Genomic DNA, 20,377 nt, shown 5'->3' on the forward strand with positions numbered 1-20,377 from the left:
AAAGACTATGGAAAATAAAAAATATTTATTAGTTCAATACACTGATAAAAATAAAAAATTAGAAGACAATCAATTTAGTCTAGCTAGTGTTTGAAAATTACTTTTTGCTAGACTTTTTGATTTAATAATAGGATCAATTCCTATGATTTTAATAGATTTATTGTGAAAATCACAACCAGGAGATGTTGTGATTTTATTAACAAGATATTTAATTTCTATAATATGAATGTTTTTATATTTTGTAGTTTTAACTTGAACTTTAAAAGGTCAATCATTATCTAAAAAAATATTTAAATTACAATTAATTAGTTTATATAAAAAACCGATTACTTTTAAAGATATATTTTTAAGAGAATTAGTTTTTATATTTGCTCCATTTTTAATTGGAATGATATCAACTACTATTTTTGCTTTAATTCTTCCTGTAAATATTAATAATGATAATAGATTTAGAATTTTTATATCAGCTATAATTTATCAATTTGGTTTAATTATTGTTTTCTTTTGATGATTAGTTATTATGATTTCAATTAAGTTTCAAAAACTTCATCAAGCAAATATAGATATAAAATTACACCTTGTTGTAGTTGATAAAAAACAACAAATTAAAATACAAAAACATGACTTTAATAAAATGTTAAAAAGAGATGAAAAACACGTTTCATTAACTGATCAACCTGGTAATTTTGATAATGATTTTATATATGAAATTCAAAATGAAGAAGAAATTAATTACAATAAATCTATTAACTTGAAAAAACAAGACATCAAAACATTAAAGTTAGAAAATCAAAATCAAACTAAACTAATAGAAAGTGAGAAAAAAGATGAGCATAATTAATATATTAGATTCTTTAAATCCTCAACAATTATCAGCTGTAATAACTACTGATAAACCAGTTAGAATTATTGCTGCAGCTGGTAGTGGTAAAACTAGAGTAATTACTGCAAAAGTTGCTTATTTAATTGAAAAAGCAAATATTAAAGCTTCTAGAATTTTAGCAGTTACTTTTACAAATAAAGCAGCTAATGAAATGAAAGAAAGAGTTTTAAATATTGTTCAAGATAATTCAAAATCTCCTTTCATTTCAACTTTTCACTCTTGATGTTGTAGAGTTTTAAGAAGTGATGGAACTAATATAGGATTAGAAAAAAACTTTTCAATTATTGATTCAGATGATCAAAAAGCTATTATTAAAAAATCTGTTAAAGAATCCAATTTAGTATTAACTGAAGAACAAAAAAAGATTTTTGATAAAAAGATTTTATATAGAATTAAAGAATGAAAAGAAAGCTTATACACTCCTAATGAAGCAATGGAAAACGCTTTTAATCCTATGGAAAGAAATTTTGCTGTAGTTTATAAATTATATGAACAAAAGCTTAAAGAATCTAATAGTTTAGATTTTGACGATCTACAAATTTATGTTTACAAATTATTTAAACAAAATGTTGAAATTTTACAAAAATGAAGAAATGCATATGATTATGTAATGGTTGATGAGTTTCAAGATACTAATGAAATTCAATTTGAATTAATTAAATTTTTAACAAAAGATACCAATCATTTAACTGTTGTTGGAGATCCTGATCAAACAATATATTCATGACGTGGAGCTAAAGTTGATATTATTTTAAACTTTTCAAAAACTTATACTAATGCAATAACTATAAAACTTAATCAAAACTATCGTTCAACTCAACAAATAGTAAACATTTCAAATGCTTTAATCAGAAATAATAAAAATAGAGAAGAAAAAGAAGTTTTTACAAATAATAATTCAGGAAAAAAAGTTATTGTAAAAGAAGCTCAATCTCGTGAAGATGAAGCAAGATATGTTGCAAAACAAATAAAAGAATTAGTTAAACAAGGATATAGATATAAAGACTTTTTTGTTTTATATAGAATTAATGCTTGATCTCAAGAATTTGAAAAAGAATTTTACAATCAAAAAATACCTTTCCAATTAATTGGAGGAATTAAGTTTAGAGAAAGAAAAGTAATTAAAGATGCTATGGCATTTTTAAAAATGATTTCTATTAAAGATAACATTTCAAGTGAAAGAATTTTAGGTTTAATTCCTAAAGTTGGATCAGTAACAATTAAAAAGATTGTTGATTTATGTGAAGAAAAAAATATTTCTATTTATGATTTGTTAGTAAATGATGATAAAACCGATCTTCATTTAATTACAAAACAATTAGATTCATTATCTGAAACTTTAAAATCTGCAAATGAAATGTTTTTAAAAAACGAATCAGTTGAAGAGATCCTAAGATATTTATTAAGTAAAACTGGATATGAAGAAAAATTAAAAGTATTAAAAGATGAAGATAATATTGCAAACATTAATGCTTTATATGATCAATTAAGAAATTTTGAACTAGATTTTGATTATGAATATTATTTAGAAGAAAATAAATTAATTGCTTTTTTACAAGAAGAATCACTTACAGGAGACGCTGATCAACAAGTAGTTGAAGATAAAGTTTATTTACTAACAGTGCATGCTGCTAAAGGTTTAGAAAATAAAGTTGTATTTGTTGTAGGTATTAATCAAGGAGTTCTTCCTTCAAAACTTTCAAATAATATTCAATCAGAATTAGAAGAAGAAAGACGAACATTTTATGTTGCTTTAACAAGAGCTGAAGAGCAATTATTTATTACTTATGTTAAAGGTGAATATTCTTATATTATGAAATCTGAATTGCTACCAAGTAAGTTTATTTATGAATTAAATAAAGATCATTATGAATTTGAATCACAATTTATAAATAGTTTGAATTATCAAAAACAAGATTTTCATTCAAAAAGAATTTCTCCAATAATCAATCCAACACAATTTGTTGATTTTAAAGTTGGAGATATGGTTAATCACATCTTATTTGGTAAAGGTATCATTACAAATATAATTGGAAATCAACTTCAAATTGCTTTTGAAAATAAAGCTCACGGAACTACAAGTGTTGCAACAAATAATCCTGCATTAACAAAATTATAATTACTATCACTTTTATATGTTTGTTAGTTTTAACGAATGTATAGAAGTTTTTATTTTTACAAAGTCTTGCATAATATAGCTTCTAAACAATAAAAAACTCTAATCGCACATTCAATTCCTATACAAAGCCATATCTTTAAATAAATTATTTTGTACTCAATTTAACCAGACGCTTGCAAAAAAAAAAAAAAAAGTAGAATAGAAAATGTGCACCGATGTGTCTGCACCAATCTAAAATCGAATTTATATTTTGAAGGGTACAATTAAAATGAAAAAATTATTAACAGTTTTAGGATCAGTTGCAATGGTTGCTACAACTGGAGCAGTTGCAGTAGCATGTAAAACTGAAGTTAAACAAGAAGATGTTGTTAAAAAATTAGAAAAAAATCTTGAAAAAGCATTTGATAAATTTGTTGAAAAATGTGGAGAAATTTTAAAAGAAATCGGATCAAAATCATTCACAGCTGAAGAAATTAAACAACTTGAAGCAAAAATTGAAGCTGAAGTTGCTAAATTAAAAACAAAAGTTGAAGGAAATGTAAATGATTCAGAACTTTTAGATAAAATTTTTGCAAACAATAAAGATAAAGGTCAAAAAGAAGATAATAAAAACTTCCCTGAAGCTAAGGGATGAAAAGACATTAAAGATGATTTTGAACAAGATTGATCTAATGAAAAAGTAGAAGCTAAAATCAAAGAAATTCTTTCTAAAAAAGATTTAACTGAAGAAGAAAAAGAAGCTATTGTAGAATCAATTAAACAAAATGTTGAACTTATTAAAGCTGAATCAGAAGCAAAAGCTGACTTAGAAGCAGAACTTTTAGTTGATGAAACTCTACAAGGAAATTCAGCTCTTTTAGAAAAATTCAAAGATGCTTGAACAAAATACGAAGCAGCTAAAAAAGAATACAAACAAGATGTTGAAAAAGCATTAGCTGAATATAACAAAGAAATAGTTAAAGTAAAAGACTTAAAATAATTTATGTTAAAGGTGCCAGAGCACCTTTTTTAATTTGACAGCTAATTATATTTAATTGATATAAAATTGGTAAAAAGGTATAATAAATATGTTATATAAATTTTAGGAGGAAGATAAATAATGGCGAAATTTACAGCTGTTATTACAGATAAAGTAGGATTACATGCAAGACCAGCTTCTGTGTTAGCCAAAGAAGCATCAAAATTCATTTCAAGTATTACAATTATTGCTGGTGAAAAAAAAGGTAATTTAAAATCAATTATGAATATAATGGCTATGGCTATTAAAACTGGTACAGAAGTAACTATTGAAGCTGATGGATCTGATGCCGATGATGCAATTGAAGCAGTTAAAAAAGCGATGGTTGAATCAGGTTTAATTGAAGGATAATTTAATTAATTTTAAAGCAACCATTAGGTTGTTTTATTTATTTAAAGGAGAGCAAAAAAGTGTTTAAAAAAATCGCCAATTTCCAATTAAAATCTACAAATGTTGATGAAAAATATGGTTTTGACTTTTACAAATATAATGCTAAAGTTGAGGGAATCATAGTTTTATTATCAATAGTAATACTGCCTTTAATCACGCTAATATTTTTAAATGTATTCAAAAAGCAATTAAACATTAATGAAGAACAAATTCAATTAATTATTAGTGTTTCAAGTTTATTTTTTTCAACTATAGGTGGACTTATTTTTTGAAAATTACACCCGACATCATTTTTCAAAGCAGGAGTAGGTATATTGTTTATTTATCCTATTGCATTTTTAGTTATGGGAATTTTTTCATCAATATGTGCTCAAATAATTCCTGGTTTATTTGATAAAGAAAGTAAAAAAATAACAGCATGAGGAAGTGTATTTCAAACATTTATTCAACTAATTGCTGAAATTATTTTAATAATTTATGCATTTTTAAAAATAGATGATCTAAAACAAAGAGTAAAATTAACATTAAAAGAAAATAAAAAACAATTAATCATTGTAGTTGTTGTTTTTACAGTAGTAATGTTTTTATTAGGAAATGTATTATATGGAATTATAGCTAATAAACTAGGATTAGGACAATCTGAAAATCAACAAAATCTAATTGAACCATTAAAAGATAAACAAACAAAAGTAATTTATATAATTCTTTTACTAATTTTTACAGTATTTGTTGCTCCATTATTTGAAGAAATTATCACAAGAAATGCGATATTCACAGCAGTTGGATCTAGATGATTATCAATTGTAATTTCTATGTTATTTTTTGGAATTATGCACGTTGGATCAGGTGATATTTGAAATATTACTCCATATCTTTTAGGTGGTTTATTTTTAAGTTTAGCTTTTGATTTTACACGTGGTAATATTACTTATTCATGATTAATTCACTCAACTTATAACTTAATTTCTTTAATAATAACAATATCAACTAATTAATTTAGGAGAAGTATGACAAAATTTTGTATTAATAAAAATGATGAAAATCAAACATTATTTAAATTTCTAAAAAAGACATATTCAACAACACCAATTTCTGTTATTTATAAATGATTAAGAAAAGGTGATATTAAAGTTAATTCAAAAAGAATTAAAGATAAACATTTCATTTTAAAATCAAATGATATTGTTGAAGTTTATGATTCAAATAAACCTGTAATTAGAGATAATTTTAATTACATAAAAAATGTTAAATTAGATATTTGTTATGAAGATGATAATTTAATTATTGTTAATAAAGAAGCTAATTTAGAAATGCATTCTACATACAATGTTTGTTTAGATGATATGATTAAGTCTTATTTAGTAGATAAAAATCAATACGATCCTTTAAATGAAAATTCATTTGTAATTTCTCATGTTCATCGATTAGATAAATTAACTTCAGGTCTTGTAATATATGCAAAAAACAAACAGTCATCAGAAATATTGATGGATGCAATACAGAATAAAGATAAAATAGAAAAATATTATCTTGCTTTAACTTCACATGATTGAACGTTAGATAACACAGTTGTATTAGAAGGTTGAATAAATTATGATTCAGAAATAAAAAAATCAATCTTTTCAACTGAAATGTTAGATAACTATAAGTATTGTAAAACTGAGTTTAATATGATTAAAAAGAATTTAATTTTAGTAAAATTAATAACAGGAAGAAAACACCAAATAAGATCCATGTTAAGTCATTTAAAAAATCCAATTTTAAATGACTTTAGATATGGTGGTAGAAAAATTAACGATGAAAAAATAATTTATTTATCTGCAAGCAAATTAGTTTTTCATAATTTAGAAAAACCATTAGATTATTTAAATGAAAAAATAATAGAATTTATTCCTAAATGAGCTAATTAAAGGAGATGTAAAAGTGAAGACATCAGCTAAATATGGAGTTTTTAGTGCCCTTATAGGGGTTATTATTTCTCTTACAAATATGTTGATTCAATTCTTAATGATATTTTGAATTCTAAAAACTTTTGGTCCTGAAATAAACGGGTATATTAGAATTAGTATATCTTTATCATTAATTGCTGGTTCAGCTGAAGGATCATTAGCTATAGCAACTATTGTCATGCTTATGAGACCAATTTCAGAAGGTGATTGAATTTCAGCAAACGAAGTCTTTTCAACAGCTAAAAGAAAATATAATAACAACATTATCACAGGTTTTACATTAGTTCTTCTTTTATCTATTTTATATCCTTTAGAAATTGCTTTAGCTCCAGCAATTATCAACAACAAACCTGCTAATTGATCATTAAATTTCACTTCTCCATCAGGTAATGCAACTAGTTTAAATTTTTGAGAATTAAGTTTAATATTTTTTATTTTTGGGTTTAAACAAACATTATCAACTGGATTATTTGGTGTTTATGAAAATATTTTAAGAGCCGATCAAAGAAACGGAAGTAGACGTTTAGCAATATTGTTTTCTGATATTTTAGTATTTGGATTATTTTTTATAGGTTTAAATAGTTATCTAACAATTAGAGATAATTATTCACCTGTTTATATCTTTTTAATCTTTTTACTTTATCCTTTTGTTAGAGGATTTTTAATAAAACAATATGTAAAAATCAAATATCCTTGATTGAAATTCTACCGAGATTTTAACAACTCTCATCTAGCAAGAAGATCCTTTAAAATTTTCTGATCTGAAATAGGATTTTCAATATTAAGAAATGCTGACATTTTAGTTCTATTCTTAGCATTAGGTTCATCAGCACTGGAAGTTACATCTTTACTATCTCTTTATATGGTAGTTGGTGTAAATATTAGAATTATTATGTCTACTTTAATTACTTCTTTTAGAGAGTACTTCTTAAGTATTATTATTAAAAATGGTCGATTAGATTGAAAATCATATATTAATTATGAACTTTATACTTATGTTGTAGCCGTATTGAGTTTTGCAACAATTGGTATGTTAACTCCTTATGTTGTTTCAGGTTTATTTTCATCAATTATTAGAGATAATAGTAAAATTAATAACCAAGCAATTGAGTTTGTGTTTTCAAGATTTACATTCTCATTAATGTACGCACTTTCAACAAGTTTAATTATTATTTTAGATGGTAAGTTTTCTTTAATTCAAGCAAAAGGTATGAATAAAGCTATTGCAAAATCTATTAATATTATTGCTGGACTTTATTTAGTAATTTCTTATCTAATAGTTTTAGTTGTAGCTAGATTTTTAGTTGATGATCAAAAGAAAATATCAACAATTTTAATTGTGTTTTATACTTTTAAATCATTATTTATAACAATTGCTTATTTATATTTATGAATCTTTACATGAGATAAATTAGTATATATTGCTAAGTTTAGTTCTATTTTACAAAACTTTATTTACTTATTTGTTGGAGTGATTACTTCATGATTTACAACTATCTTTTTAGTAGCTTCAATCATACCTATTAAAGGGACAAATGTTTTATTACCTGATTTATTTAAAGTTATATCAATAACATTAACAATGGGATTTATTGTAGCAATTTTACTTCCTATTATCATAAGACCTTCAGTTGGTATTGGTATATTTTTAGGTTTACCAATTATTAAACAAATAGTTAAAAAACAACAATATGATAATAAAATTAAACGTTTTATTGCTGAAGGAATTGATACAGGTAAAATGTTAGAACAACAACAATTATTAGTTAAATTTATGTCAGGATTTAACGATTATGATGAAGATAGTGTGATTGATCAAAAAGAATTTAAATATTTAAAACATAAAGAAAAACCTAAAATTTATACTTTAAAAAATACGGATCTAGATTTAGATCAAGATAAAGAAATTGAACATGATTTTGGAGAATAGATATGAATAAACAAGAAATATTAATAAAAATTAATCAATTAAAAGAAAAGATTGAAAAGTGATCTTATGAGTATTATGTTTTAGATAATCCTTCAGTTGATGATAGTGAATATGATCTTGTTTTAAATGAACTAATTGAACTAGAAAAACAAAATCCTGAATTTATCACACCAGATTCGCCTACTCAAAAAGTTGGTGGAACTATTATTCAAGGTTTTGAAAAAGTTAATCATAAAACTCCTATGTTAAGTTTAGGTAATGTTTTTAGTTTTGAAGAATTTAAAGATTTTAATAATCAAATAAGTAAAGTTACAAATACAATTGATAATCAATATTTTGCTGAATTAAAAATAGATGGTTTATCAATTTCATTAATTTATGAAAACGGAATTTTAACAACAGCAGCAACTCGTGGTGATGGTGTTGTTGGTGAAGATGTAACAGTTAATGTAAAAACTATCAAATCAATACCTTTAAAAATTAGTAAAAAAACTAGAGTTGAAGTTAGAGGAGAAGTTTTTTTATCTAAAAAAGAATTTGAAAAAATTAATAATGAAAGATTATTAAAAGGTGAACAATTATTTGCAAATCCTAGAAATGCAGCTGCTGGAACTTTAAGACAATTAGATTCATCAATTGTTGCTAAAAGAAATCTTGATGCATTTTTATACTATTATTTAGCTGATGATTCAGATGATTTAACTCAAGCTGAATCAATTGAAAAATTAAAAGAATTAGGATTTAAAACAAACAGTGAACCAATGTTGTGTTCTAATTTAGATCAAGTTAAAAATTACATTGAAAAATATACTGAACTAAAAGATGATTTAGATTATCAAATTGATGGAATTGTTTTTAAATTAAATGATAAAAAATTACAAGCAAAAATAGGATATACAACAAAAGCACCTAAATGAGCAATCGCTTATAAATTTCCAGCAGAAGTAAAAATAACTAAATTATTAGATATTTTCCCAACAGTTGGTCGAACAGGAAAAATTACTTATAATGCTAAACTTGAACCAGTTCAAATAATGGGAACGGTTGTAAGTGCTGCAACTTTACATAATGCTGAATTTATTAAGTCAAAAGATTTAAGAGTTAATTGTTATGTAAAAATAAAAAAAGCAGGAGATATTATTCCTGAAGTTCTAGAAGCAGTTAAAGATGATAATTTTTATAATTTAGATAAATGAATAATTAGCGATCGTTGTCCTGATTGTGATAGTTTATTAGAAAAAAATACTGATGAAGTTGATCAATTCTGTATTAATACTTCTTGTCCTAGACAAATTGTTAGATGTTTACAACACTTTGTAAGCCGAAACGCAACAAATATTGTAGGATTAGGTGATCAATTAATTGAAACTTTATTTAATAATAAAATACTTTCAAATATCTTAGATATTTATAATTTAAAAAACCATAAAGATGAAATTTTACAAATAGAAGGATTTGGTCAAAAAAAATACGATAATTTAATTAACTCTATTGAATTATCTAAAAGCTCATCTTTTGATAAAATCTTATTTGGATTAGGTATAAGACATATAGGTCAAAAAAATGCTAAAGTATTAGCTCAAAATTTTAAAAACATTGATAATTTAAAAAATGCTAGTTTAGAACAATTAACTAATATTGATTCAATTGGTGAAGTAATGGCTCAATCTGTAGTTGATTGATTTAAGATTGATGAAAATATAAAATTAATAGAGGAACTTAAATTAATTGGAATTAGCTTTGCTTATTTAGATTCTATAGTTAATCAAGAATCAAAAATAGCTAATAAAACATTTGTTATAACAGGAACTTTATCTAAAAATAGAGAATACTTTAAAGAATTAATAGAAAAAAACTTAGGAAAAACTACTTCATCAGTTACAAGTAAAACAGATTATTTACTAGCTGGTGAGAATGCAGGATCTAAACTAGAAAAAGCTAATAGTTTAGGTGTTAAAGTTATAAGTGAAGATGAGTTTTACAAATTAATAGGAAATGAGAGTGAATAATAATGAAAGATGTTATAGATATAAATTATTTAAAATCGCTTGCCAAAGATATTATGTTAGAAGCAAACGATCAAGAATTAGACTATATATTATCTGTTGAAGAATCAATTTTAGAAAAACTTAAAAAAGTAACAAGTATTGACACAACAAATGTAGAACCAACATTTTACCCTTTAAAAGATATTCATAATTTTTTAAGAGAAGATAACAACCCAGAAGTTATTGATCAAGAATGCATTTTAAAAAATGCTCCTACTAGTAAAGATGAATGTGTAACTATAGCAAAGGTGGTTAATTAAGATGGATTATAAATCTAAAAGTATATTAGAATTACATGATGATTTAGTTAATAAAAGAACAACTGCAACAGATTTAGCTAAAAAAGTTATAAGAGAATTAAAAAACGAATTAGACTCAAATGCTATTAATTACATAGCTGAAACTCAAGCTTTAGAACAAGCTAAACAAATTGATGCTAATTTTGATGCAGATAATATTTTATGTGGTATTCCATATTTATCAAAAGATAATTTTTCAACTAAAGATATTCCTACTACTTCATCATCAAATATTTTAGAAGGATATATTCCACCTTTTTCAGCAACTTTAATTGAAAAATTAGATCAAAATAAAGCTGTATTATTAGGAAAAACTGCTTTAGATGAATTAGGAATGGGTGGAACTGGTCTTTACTCATGTAATGGAAAAATAGTTAATCCAAGAGATAAACGTCGATTAGTTGGAGGATCAAGTTCAGGATCTGCTTATTTAGTTGCTAAAGGAATTATTCCATTTGCAACAGCATCTGATACTGGAGATTCAATTAGAAAACCTGCAAGTTATAACGGTATTGTTGGGTTCAAACCAACATATGGAGCAATTTCAAGATATGGATTATTACCTTATGCTCCAAGTTTAGATACAGCAGGATTCTTTACTAGAAATGTTGATGATATGGCAGTTTTATGTGATGCTAGTTTCGCATATGATGTTAAAGACTTTACATCAACTAAAATTGAATCATCTGATTTTTATAAACAAATTGATTCTTTTGATAAAACAAAAACTTTTGGTTATATAACTAATGTAATTGATGCTTTAGATGATGATCATAAAGAAAAATATTTAGAACTTTTCAAAAAATTAGAAAATCAAGGATATACTGTTAAAGCGATTGATTTTAGACAAGATTTATTAGATGCATTATCACCTGTTTATATGATGATTTCATTTAGTGAAGCGGTTTCAACTAATGCTAATTTAGATGGAATTAAATTTGGAAGTAGAGTTGAAGGACAAGATTATACTGAAGTTATGACTAAAACAAGAAGTCAAAAATTTGGTTCAGTTGTAAAAAGACGTTTCTTAATCGGTTCATTAAACTTAAAACGTGAAAATCAAATTAAATATTTAAATAAAGCTAAAAAAGTTAGAACACTAATTAATCAAGCGGTTGATGAAATGTTTAATGAAATTGATATTTTATTATTACCACCTTCAAGATCTATTGCTCCATTAATTGATGGCGCTCAAGAAGTTGATGAAAATTCACAAGAAAATGAATTTTTAGATGATGTTTTAATGCTTGCAAACTTTTCAGGAGCTCCATCAATTACAATTCCATTTTTCGAATATGATGAAATGCCAATCGGTATTAACTTAACAACTAAAGTAAAATCAGATCTATTAACTTTACAAGCAGCAAAAACACTAGAAAACATTATCGGTATTAAAAACCAAATAGTGGAGGACTAAGATGAACAATTTTGAACTTATTATTGGTATTGAAAATCACGTTGAATTAAAAACAAATACAAAGATGTTTTCTGCTGCTCCTGTTAGTTTTGGTATGAAACCAAATACTCAAGTTAATGAAGTTGATATGGCTTATCCAGGAAGTTTACCAACTGTTAATAAAAAAGGTGTTGAATTAGCGTTATTAGCATGTAATGCATTAGATATGAAAATTGATAATCTATTAAGATTTGATAGAAAAAATTACTTTTATCCTGATTTAACTAAAGGATTTCAAATTACTCAACAATTTCATCCGATAGGAACAGACGGGAAATTAGAAATAACTTTACCAGATAATAGTAAAAAAGTAATTGAAATTGAACGTTTACATATTGAAGAAGACACTGCAAAACAAGTTCATAAAGACGATTTAACTTATATAGATTACAACCGTGCTGGAGTAGGGCTAATTGAAATAGTGACTAAACCAGTTATGAGAAGTGCTGATGAAGCTTGTGCTTATGTTGAAAAATTAAGAGAAGTATTATTATTTTTAAATGTAAGTGATGTAAAAATGAATGAAGGATCATTAAGAACTGATTTAAATATTTCAATCAGACCATTAGGATCTAAATCATTTTCAAATAAAGTAGAAATTAAAAACTTAAACTCAATTTCAAACATCAGAAAAGCTATTGAATTTGAATTAAATAGACAAAGAGAAATTATTCTATCAAACAAAATCGTTGAACAAGAAACAAGAAGATTTGATGATCAAACTAATTCAACTGTTTTAATGAGAAGTAAAAGTGATGCATTAGATTATCGTTACTTTAGAGAACCTAACATTTTACCAATTCAATTAGATGAAAAATGAATTGAAAAAGTAATTCAAAACTCACCTGAATTAGCAGATCAAAAACGTTTAAGATATGTTAATGATCTAGGTTTAAGTTTAGATGATACAAACATTATTTTAACTAGTTTAGAAATGACTGAGTTTTTTGAAAAAACAATTAAATTAACAACTAATTGTGTTAAAGTTTCTAAAATGTTAATTTCAGAAGTTCAATCAAAACTAAATCTAGAAAACATTACTATTAATCAAACTAAACTAACACCAGAAAGTTTAGCAACTGTTATTAATATGATTGATAATGGAATTATTTCATCAAAACAAACAAAAGTGATTATGCCTATTATTTTTGAATCAGACAAAGAAACAGTTGAACAAATAATTGATAGATTAGGATTAAAACTAATTTCTGATCCTAACCAAATTAAAGAAATGTTAAAACCTATTTTTGAACAAAATAAAGAATTATTAACTCAATATGACTCACGTCCAGAAAGAGTTATTAAAACAATAATGGGACAATTAATGAAAATTAGTAACGGTAATGTTAACCCTGATTTAGCAAATAACATTATTATAGATACTATCAAAGAACTTATATAAAAGAAAAACTTCTGTTACTAACAGAAGTTTTTTATTTATCAATTATGCTTCATCTTCGTCATCTTCACCTTGAACTTTTTTAGCTAACATATTAATGATTGTATTTTTAGCAAACACTAATAATAAGTCACCTTCTCTTAGTTCAGTGTAATCATCAGGTAAGATAATTTTTCCTTTATGTTTAATTTGAATAATATTAAAGTCTTTATTAGCTGATAGTCCGATTTCTTGAATTGTTTTATCAAAAATATCAGGGTTAGATACTTCAAGAGTTGATGAAACAAATTCGTTATCGATAGTTTGAACATCAAGATCAAAATCAATGTTAAATAGAATTCTAGTTGCTGTAATTTTTCCTGCAACTTTATCTGGAATAACAATTTGATTTTCGCTTAATCCTAGAGCTAATAAAATTCTTTTTTGGTTTTCATCTCTTGCTCTTACTATGATTTTTTTACATTCTAAATCTATTAAATTTAAAACAGTTGCTAGTGAATCTTCAACATCTCCAATTGATACAATTACTGCATCATAAGATTGAATTCCTTCTTTTTCTAAGGCTTTTTTGTTTGTTGAGTTTATAACAGCTGAATCAACTGTACTAAATTCAGAAAGATATAAATTCATCTTGTGTTCATCAAAATCAAATACTTTTACTGATTGACGTTTTTCAACTAATGATGAAATCATAGATAGTGCAAAATTAGAAATACCAATAAATGCAAAGCTTTGTTTTCCTGCCATGTTTCATACCTCTTTAACTATTTAAATTATACATTCTTTTATAGTGATATAATAATATCATTGAAAAGATAAAAAAATAGTTACAAAAGAGATGAGTTTATGTTTAAAAAAGATAACAATCAAAAAGAAGCAAAACTAAATAAATCAAGCAACTCTAAAAAATCTTTTTTTAAAAGAATTAAATCAAATAAACATAATTTTTTTATAAAGTTTAAAGAGTCGTGACCACTTTCTAAAACTTCTGGAAAGATCTTTTTAATTTATCTTTGTGTTGTTTTAATTGGTGGATTTTTACTTTCTATTCCCGGTTTTGCACTAACTAGTCAAGCAGATAGTAAATATAATTGAGATTATTTAACAGGGTTATTTACTGCTTCAAGTGGTTTTAGTGATACTGGATTAACTGTGATTGATGTTTCACATTCTTATACTTTTTGAGGACAATTTATTTTATTAATTCTAATTGAATTTGGTGGTATTGGAGTTTTAACTTTTAAAATAGTTTTATTTTTACTTATAAATAAAAAAATATCTATTTCTGATACTATGGTTGCTCAATCAGAAAGAGGAAGTACAATTACAAGTTCAACTATTCAATTAATTAAAGATGGATTTATTTGATTAACTATTGTGCAAATATTTTCAGCGTTTATATTATTTTTCTTATTCTTTTTCAATGAACCTGCAATGTCAAATAATGGTGTAAGTCTTGAAACAGTTTCTCCATTTCATGATTTTTGAAGATCATTATGATTTGCTGTGTTTCATTCAACAAGTGCAGTAAACAATGCAGGTTTTGATATTATTTCACCTAACTCACTTCAACCTTATAACACAATAGATCATAAAGTTTATTCTATTCAAATTATTTTCATGTTAGAGTGAATTATTGGTGGATTAGGTTATCCAACATTTCATGATATTAAAAGAAAAATACAAGCAAGAAAAACAGGTCAAAAAGTTAAATTCAGTTTATTTACTAAATTAAGTTTTTGAGTTTATTTAACATTATTTATATTTGGGCCTTTATTAGTTTTATCAACTGAATATTCTAATTATGATAATTCATTAATTTTTAATAATTTAGATAGTAATTTAAATAAAACTATTAAGCCATTTAATGAAGTGTTTATGGATGTTTTATTTAACACAACCGCTTCTCGTAATGCAGGATTTTCAACTATTAATATGTCTAATTTTAATCCAAGTTCAAAATTCATTTTATCTGTATTAATGTTTATTGGATCAGCTCCAAGTTCAACTGCAGGAGGAATCAGAACAACAACTTTTGCAATTCTTTTATTATCAACTTTATCAATTATTAAAAATAGAAATTATACTAGTGCGTTTAAAAAGACAATTCCAGAAGCAACAGTTAGAAGAAGTCATGCAACATTTTTCATTTCTACGTTCTTAATTTTCATTTCGGTATTTACAATTTATATAGATTCTAATAAAGTATTTTTAGGTACAAATGATAAAGGTACAATTAGTGAAATTTTATTATTAATATGTAGTGCTTTTGGTACGGTTGGATTAAGTCCTTTAACTCATCATGATATGTACAAATTAGGTGCAACTACTAAGATATTAATAATTTTAGTAATGTTTATAGGACAATTAGGAGTATCTAATACTTTATTAGTATTTTTAAAACCAGCAAGACAAAAAGCATTGAAATTTTTAGATGAAGATGTAACTATAGGATAGGTGTTTTTATGATCATTTTAGATGGTAAGAAAGTTGCAGAACAAAGAAGAGAAGTATTAAAAGAAGAAATTAATAAACTAATTATTAATAATAAAAGAGTACCTAAATTAGTAGTTATTTTAGTTGGAGATGATGAATCATCAAAAGTTTATGTTTCTCATAAAACTAGAGCTTGTAGACTAGTTGGAATTGATTCTGAAACTTTAAAATTAGATGCTAATATTTCTAAACAAGAGTTATATAAAATTATTGATAAACTAAATAATGATCCAACTGTTGATGGTGTTTTATTACAATTACCACTACCTGATTGATTTGATGAAGAAAGCTATCTTCAAGCAATTGATGTAAGTAAAGATGTTGATGGTTTTCATTATATGAATCAAGGTAAAATGCTACAAAATTATGACACAATCTATCCATGTACTCCACTTGGTGTAATCAATTTATTAAAAGCTTATGATATAGAAATAAAATCAAAAGATATTACAATGGTAGGAACTTCAAATATCGTAGGAAAACCTTTAGCTATTATGTTATCTAATATGGGTGCTACAGTTACTATGTGTAATAAAAATACTGTTGATATTACAAAATATACTAAAAATTCAGATATCGTAATTTCAGCAACTGGACAAAAATTTATTATTAAAAAAGAAATGATAAAACAGAATGCAGTTGTTGTTGATGTGGGTATTATAAGAGATACAGCTACTAACAAATTAGTTGGTGATGTTGATTTTGAAAATGTAAAAGACTTAACAAGTTATATAACTCCAGTTCCTGGAGGGGTTGGCCCAATGACAGTTGTAACACTTTTAGAAAATACATTAAAGTTATATAAAAGACATGAAGGAGAAGAAAAATAATATGAAAGAAAAAATAGAAAAAATCAAAGCATTATTTAAAAATGATCAAAACAATCAATACGATCAAAATTTTAAAATAAGCAATCTTATTATTCAAATATCAGCAGGTGTAAGTATGCTTTTATCTAGCTTGATGTTTATTTTTGGAATAATTGGAATGGTTGTTGGATCATTGGTTGAAAACACAACTAATATTCATTTAAATTTAGCAGCAGGAATAAGTTTATTTGTTTTAGGAAATTATATATTTTTAATTTGTTTAGTTATTTTAGTATTATCAGTTATTAGTTCTTATTATCAAACTGGATTTTTAAAAGTAACTATAATAATACTTTCATTTATGTCAGTTGTGTGTATGGTTGGAGCTATTTATATGTTATTTACTAAAAATAAACAAGTTGTAGAACAAGAAATAGTTGATGATCAAGTTGATGAAATTAATGAAGCTAAAAAAATCGAAAAATTAAAACAAGTTGAAAAAACATACAAATTAGTTAAAAACCAAGAAATATCAGAAGATAAATTGACTGCAATCTTTAAAAAAGATCCTGAATTTGAAGAACTTTATAACAAAGTTAAAGAAAAAGCAGAAAATAGATTAAAAGAAAAAGATTAGTATTTAATAAGTGTAAAAAAAGCGACTAAGATCGCTTTTTTATTTAAATTTATTAGTTTTGAAAAATTTGTTTACTCGAACAATAATTGTTTAGTTGGATGTTAAAATTTTAGATTCATATTTTAATACATCTATTTACTATTAATAAAATTGTTTTATCTCTCGTGTTATATGAATTGTAAAAATAAAATTAACACTATTAAAAAACCAAGCAAAAAGTTTTCTCAAAAAGGGGTGGCGGTGTTCACTATGTTTTATAGATATTAATGGAAGTATTTTCTTGTTATTTCTTATTTTTAAGTAACACTTAATTTATTAAAATGTAAAAAAATAACAGTTGGCTTATAAATTTTGGTTTATAAGTTTAAACTGTTATTTTATGCTTAAAGCGGGAAACGTAGAAAAAAATGAATCCTTTAAGATTCATTAATTATTTTTTATTTTCATCATTTCTTCCAATATCAGAATGTTTTCATTCTGGAACAAAAATAGTCTTTTTAATTAGCTCAGAATTATCTTTTTCATTATTATAAATATTTAAAATATTGTAATTTAATATTGATTTTTTTAAAGAATCGATAAATTTAGTGTTGAATACATCTTTTCTTAATTTCTTTGCTTCTTCTAAATTGGTATTTGAATCTATACATTTAGATTTATCTTTTTCTTCTCTATTTGTAAACACTTCAAAACCGCTAATCATTCCATAAAACATTCCATCTCTTAAAACAATAAATAATGGTCCTTCTAAATTTTGAACGCTTGATGATAGTGATGAAACAGTATTAGTTACTTGTTCTTTATTTTTATTATTAATTCCTTTAATACCATAAATTTGTTTAGCTAGATTTGGTATTAAATAATCATCTAGTATTTTTTTTCTAACTCCACCATTTCATTGGTTTTGAATTTTATCATAAATAATACTTTCAAATTTAACTTCATCATTCATGTCTTGGAAAAGCTTTGAAGTATTATCACCAATTCTTGTAGTTGTTACTCAATATTCTTTAGTTTCTTTATTATCTTTATCTTTAGATTTTTCTTTTTTTACATCAACTTTATATAAATTGTCAGTTGGGTTCCCGTCATTTCCACTTGTAACATTTCATTTTAAGTTATTATGAAATGCACTTATAAATTTATTTGTAGATTGACCAGAACCATTATTTATTTTACTTATTGCTTCTGAAAAACTATTTGAATCTGTAACTTCTTGTAATCCATCTTCAAAAGAAAGTGATGAGTTATTATTTTTAGCCCCTAAATAAACAATTAAAGTTTTATTTTTTGATTCTTCTACATATTTATTAAATTGATTAAATTCTTTTGTAGCAGCTCCACAACTAACAACTAAGCTAGCTGATGTAGCAATAATTGAAACAGTAGATAATAGTGAAAGTATTTTTTTCATTTACATACCTCTCTTTTATAACATTATTTATTTTACTATATAATAAATAAAATAAAACTATTTTTATACAATAGTATTTGTTAATTTAATATAAAATCTTGAAAGTTATTTTTAAAATGTTATTATATTAAATGTACTTTAAAAATAGCTTGATATTTTTTATTTATGAAAGGTGGATATAGTAATGCGCGAAAAGTATATTTTACGCTGTACAGTTTGCAAAAATGAAAACTACATTGGTAAAAACGATAAGAAAAAACCAAAAATCGAAGTAGCTAAATACTGTGCAAATTGTAATAAACACGAACTTCATAAACAAAAAAAATAGTCTTTTATGACTATTTTTTTAAATTATAAATATATAATTATTGTTAAATGATAGGAGAATAAGCTATGAATAAACACGAAATTATTATAGATTTATTAAATAAAAATGATGCTGATGCAATTTTATTATATTCACCAGAAAATAGATATTGATTTTCTAGATTCCAGTCATCACTAGGATATTTATTAATTACTAAAAAATCATCACACTTATTTTTAGATGGTAGATATATAACAGCTGCAAGAGAAAGCGAAATAATTAATAAAGATGTAGAACTTTATCATTTTTCAAGTAACTTAAAAGATGATTTAAATAAAATATTAAAAGATAATAATGTTAAAAAATTAGCATTTGAAGCAGATTGAATTTTTTACAAACAATATGAATTATTTAGAGATAAATTCTTTAATGATGTAGAATTAGTTCCTGTTGATTGTTCAAAAATGAGAATGATCAAAGATAGTTGAGAAATAGATAATATTAAAAAAGCTTGTGATATTACTGATCAAGTATTTCAAGCAATTTTAGATTATGTAAAACCAGGAATGACTGAAAAACAATTACAAAGATTTGTTGATGATAAATTCTTAGAGTTTGGTGCTGATAAAATAAGTTTTGACACAATTATTGCTTCTGGAGTTAATGGAAGTAAACCTCATGCCGTTCCAAGTGATAAAGTTATTCAAAACAATGAATTAATTACTATTGATATGGGTTGTTTTTATAATGGATATTGTTCAGATCAAACAAGAACTATAGCTATTGGAGAAATTGATAGTAAATTAGCTGAAATTTATGACATTGTTTATGAAGCTCAATCATTAGGAATTAGTTTAGTTAAAGCTGGAGTAAACGCAGGTGATATTCACCGTCAAGTTCATCAATTTATCGATTCTAAAGGATATGGTAAATATTTTGATCACGGACTAGGTCATGGAATTGGTGTTGAAATTCACGAAGAACCAGGAGTAGGATCAACTGGACAAGTAATCTTACAAGAAAATATGACAATTACTGTTGAACCAGGAATTTATATTCCAGGTTTAGGTGGAGTTAGAATTGAAGATGATGTTTTAGTAACAAAAGATGGTTGTGAAATGTTAACTAGTTCACCAAGAACATTAATAAAATTAGATAAATAATTTTAAATGGTCATAAGACCATTTTTTAATTTTGAATAGAAAAGTTAAAAATTCCCTCTT

The 20,377-nt window shown here is 24.7% G+C and carries 18 protein-coding genes; 16 read left to right on the forward strand and 2 right to left on the reverse strand.

The window, feature by feature from the left end:
• Nucleotides 1-7: 7 nt before the first annotated feature.
• The 11 genes from MYE_RS00885 (at nucleotide 8) to gatB (ending at nucleotide 13,494) form a co-directional block, all read left to right on the forward strand.
• The gene (locus MYE_RS00885; protein WP_042733157.1) at nucleotides 8-841 is read left to right on the forward strand and encodes an RDD family protein; all 834 of its coding nucleotides are present in this window, start codon (nucleotides 8-10) and stop codon (nucleotides 839-841) included.
• Nucleotides 828-3,002 carry an ATP-dependent helicase gene (locus MYE_RS00890; protein WP_042733158.1) on the forward strand — a complete coding sequence of 725 codons (2,175 nt, stop codon included), beginning with the start codon at nucleotides 828-830 and terminating at the stop codon, nucleotides 3,000-3,002. Before MYE_RS00885 ends, MYE_RS00890 begins: the two co-directional genes overlap by 14 nt.
• Nucleotides 3,003-3,270: 268 nt before the next feature.
• The gene (locus MYE_RS04390; RefSeq protein ID WP_042733159.1) at nucleotides 3,271-3,981 is read left to right on the forward strand and encodes a lipoprotein; all 711 of its coding nucleotides are present in this window, start codon (nucleotides 3,271-3,273) and stop codon (nucleotides 3,979-3,981) included.
• A 120-nt stretch (nucleotides 3,982-4,101) separates the two neighbouring features.
• Nucleotides 4,102-4,371, forward strand: a complete 270-nt coding sequence (locus tag MYE_RS00900; RefSeq protein WP_042733160.1) for an HPr family phosphocarrier protein — start codon at nucleotides 4,102-4,104, stop codon at nucleotides 4,369-4,371.
• Between the two features lie 59 nt (nucleotides 4,372-4,430).
• Entirely contained in the window at nucleotides 4,431-5,405 is a 975-nt protein-coding gene (locus MYE_RS00905) for a CPBP family intramembrane glutamic endopeptidase (protein WP_042733161.1), read from the forward strand.
• Nucleotides 5,406-5,417: 12 nt separating this feature from the next.
• Nucleotides 5,418-6,320, forward strand: a complete 903-nt coding sequence (locus MYE_RS00910; protein WP_042733162.1) for an RluA family pseudouridine synthase — start codon at nucleotides 5,418-5,420, stop codon at nucleotides 6,318-6,320.
• A 13-nt stretch (nucleotides 6,321-6,333) separates the two neighbouring features.
• Nucleotides 6,334-8,289: a membrane protein gene (locus MYE_RS00915; RefSeq protein WP_042733163.1), complete on the forward strand. Its 1,956-nt coding sequence runs from the start codon at nucleotides 6,334-6,336 to the stop codon at nucleotides 8,287-8,289.
• 2 nt (nucleotides 8,290-8,291) lie between these two features.
• Nucleotides 8,292-10,298, forward strand: coding sequence for an NAD-dependent DNA ligase LigA (gene ligA / locus MYE_RS00920; RefSeq protein WP_042733164.1), 2,007 nt, complete (start codon nucleotides 8,292-8,294; stop codon nucleotides 10,296-10,298).
• A gap of 2 nt (nucleotides 10,299-10,300) precedes the next feature.
• Nucleotides 10,301-10,597 carry an Asp-tRNA(Asn)/Glu-tRNA(Gln) amidotransferase subunit GatC gene (locus MYE_RS00925; RefSeq protein WP_042733165.1) on the forward strand — a complete coding sequence of 99 codons (297 nt, stop codon included), beginning with the start codon at nucleotides 10,301-10,303 and terminating at the stop codon, nucleotides 10,595-10,597.
• Nucleotide 10,598: 1 nt separating this feature from the next.
• Entirely contained in the window at nucleotides 10,599-12,053 is a 1,455-nt protein-coding gene (locus MYE_RS00930; protein ID WP_042733166.1) for an amidase family protein, read from the forward strand.
• 1 nt (nucleotide 12,054) lies between these two features.
• Nucleotides 12,055-13,494, forward strand: a complete 1,440-nt coding sequence (gene gatB / locus MYE_RS00935; protein WP_042733167.1) for an Asp-tRNA(Asn)/Glu-tRNA(Gln) amidotransferase subunit GatB — start codon at nucleotides 12,055-12,057, stop codon at nucleotides 13,492-13,494.
• Nucleotides 13,495-13,536: 42 nt separating this feature from the next.
• Here gatB and MYE_RS00940 read toward each other — a convergent pair whose 3' ends face one another.
• A complete protein-coding gene (locus MYE_RS00940; protein ID WP_042733168.1) occupies nucleotides 13,537-14,238 on the reverse strand; it encodes a potassium channel family protein in 702 nt (233 codons plus the stop codon).
• 99 nt (nucleotides 14,239-14,337) lie between these two features.
• Between MYE_RS00940 and MYE_RS00945 the strand changes: the two genes are divergently transcribed.
• The 3 genes from MYE_RS00945 to MYE_RS00955 are packed head-to-tail and all read left to right on the forward strand — an operon-like array spanning nucleotide 14,338 to nucleotide 17,433.
• Complete coding sequence (locus tag MYE_RS00945; protein ID WP_042733169.1) at nucleotides 14,338-15,948, forward strand: TrkH family potassium uptake protein; 1,611 nt, start codon at nucleotides 14,338-14,340, stop codon at nucleotides 15,946-15,948.
• An 8-nt stretch (nucleotides 15,949-15,956) separates the two neighbouring features.
• Complete coding sequence (locus MYE_RS00950; protein WP_042733170.1) at nucleotides 15,957-16,817, forward strand: bifunctional 5,10-methylenetetrahydrofolate dehydrogenase/5,10-methenyltetrahydrofolate cyclohydrolase; 861 nt, start codon at nucleotides 15,957-15,959, stop codon at nucleotides 16,815-16,817.
• A 1-nt stretch (nucleotide 16,818) separates the two neighbouring features.
• Entirely contained in the window at nucleotides 16,819-17,433 is a 615-nt protein-coding gene (locus MYE_RS00955) for a hypothetical protein (protein ID WP_042733171.1), read from the forward strand.
• A gap of 430 nt (nucleotides 17,434-17,863) precedes the next feature.
• On the opposite strand, the gene MYE_RS00960 is transcribed toward MYE_RS00955, so the two are convergent.
• Nucleotides 17,864-18,847, reverse strand: a complete 984-nt coding sequence (locus MYE_RS00960) for a lipoprotein (RefSeq protein ID WP_052491386.1) — start codon at nucleotides 18,845-18,847, stop codon at nucleotides 17,864-17,866.
• Between the two features lie 184 nt (nucleotides 18,848-19,031).
• Here MYE_RS00960 and rpmG point away from each other — a divergent pair, with 184 nt between their 5' ends.
• Nucleotides 19,032-19,175 carry a 50S ribosomal protein L33 gene (rpmG, locus tag MYE_RS00965; RefSeq protein ID WP_004427899.1) on the forward strand — a complete coding sequence of 48 codons (144 nt, stop codon included), beginning with the start codon at nucleotides 19,032-19,034 and terminating at the stop codon, nucleotides 19,173-19,175.
• 65 nt (nucleotides 19,176-19,240) lie between these two features.
• Nucleotides 19,241-20,317 (forward strand): M24 family metallopeptidase, encoded by a 1,077-nt coding sequence (locus tag MYE_RS00970; protein ID WP_042733172.1) that lies wholly within the window; start codon nucleotides 19,241-19,243, stop codon nucleotides 20,315-20,317.
• Nucleotides 20,318-20,377: the final 60 nt, after the last annotated feature.

Source organism: Mycoplasma yeatsii GM274B, from assembly GCF_000875755.1.
Taxonomy (GTDB): domain Bacteria; phylum Bacillota_I; class Bacilli_A; order Mycoplasmatales; family Mycoplasmataceae; genus Mycoplasma; species Mycoplasma yeatsii.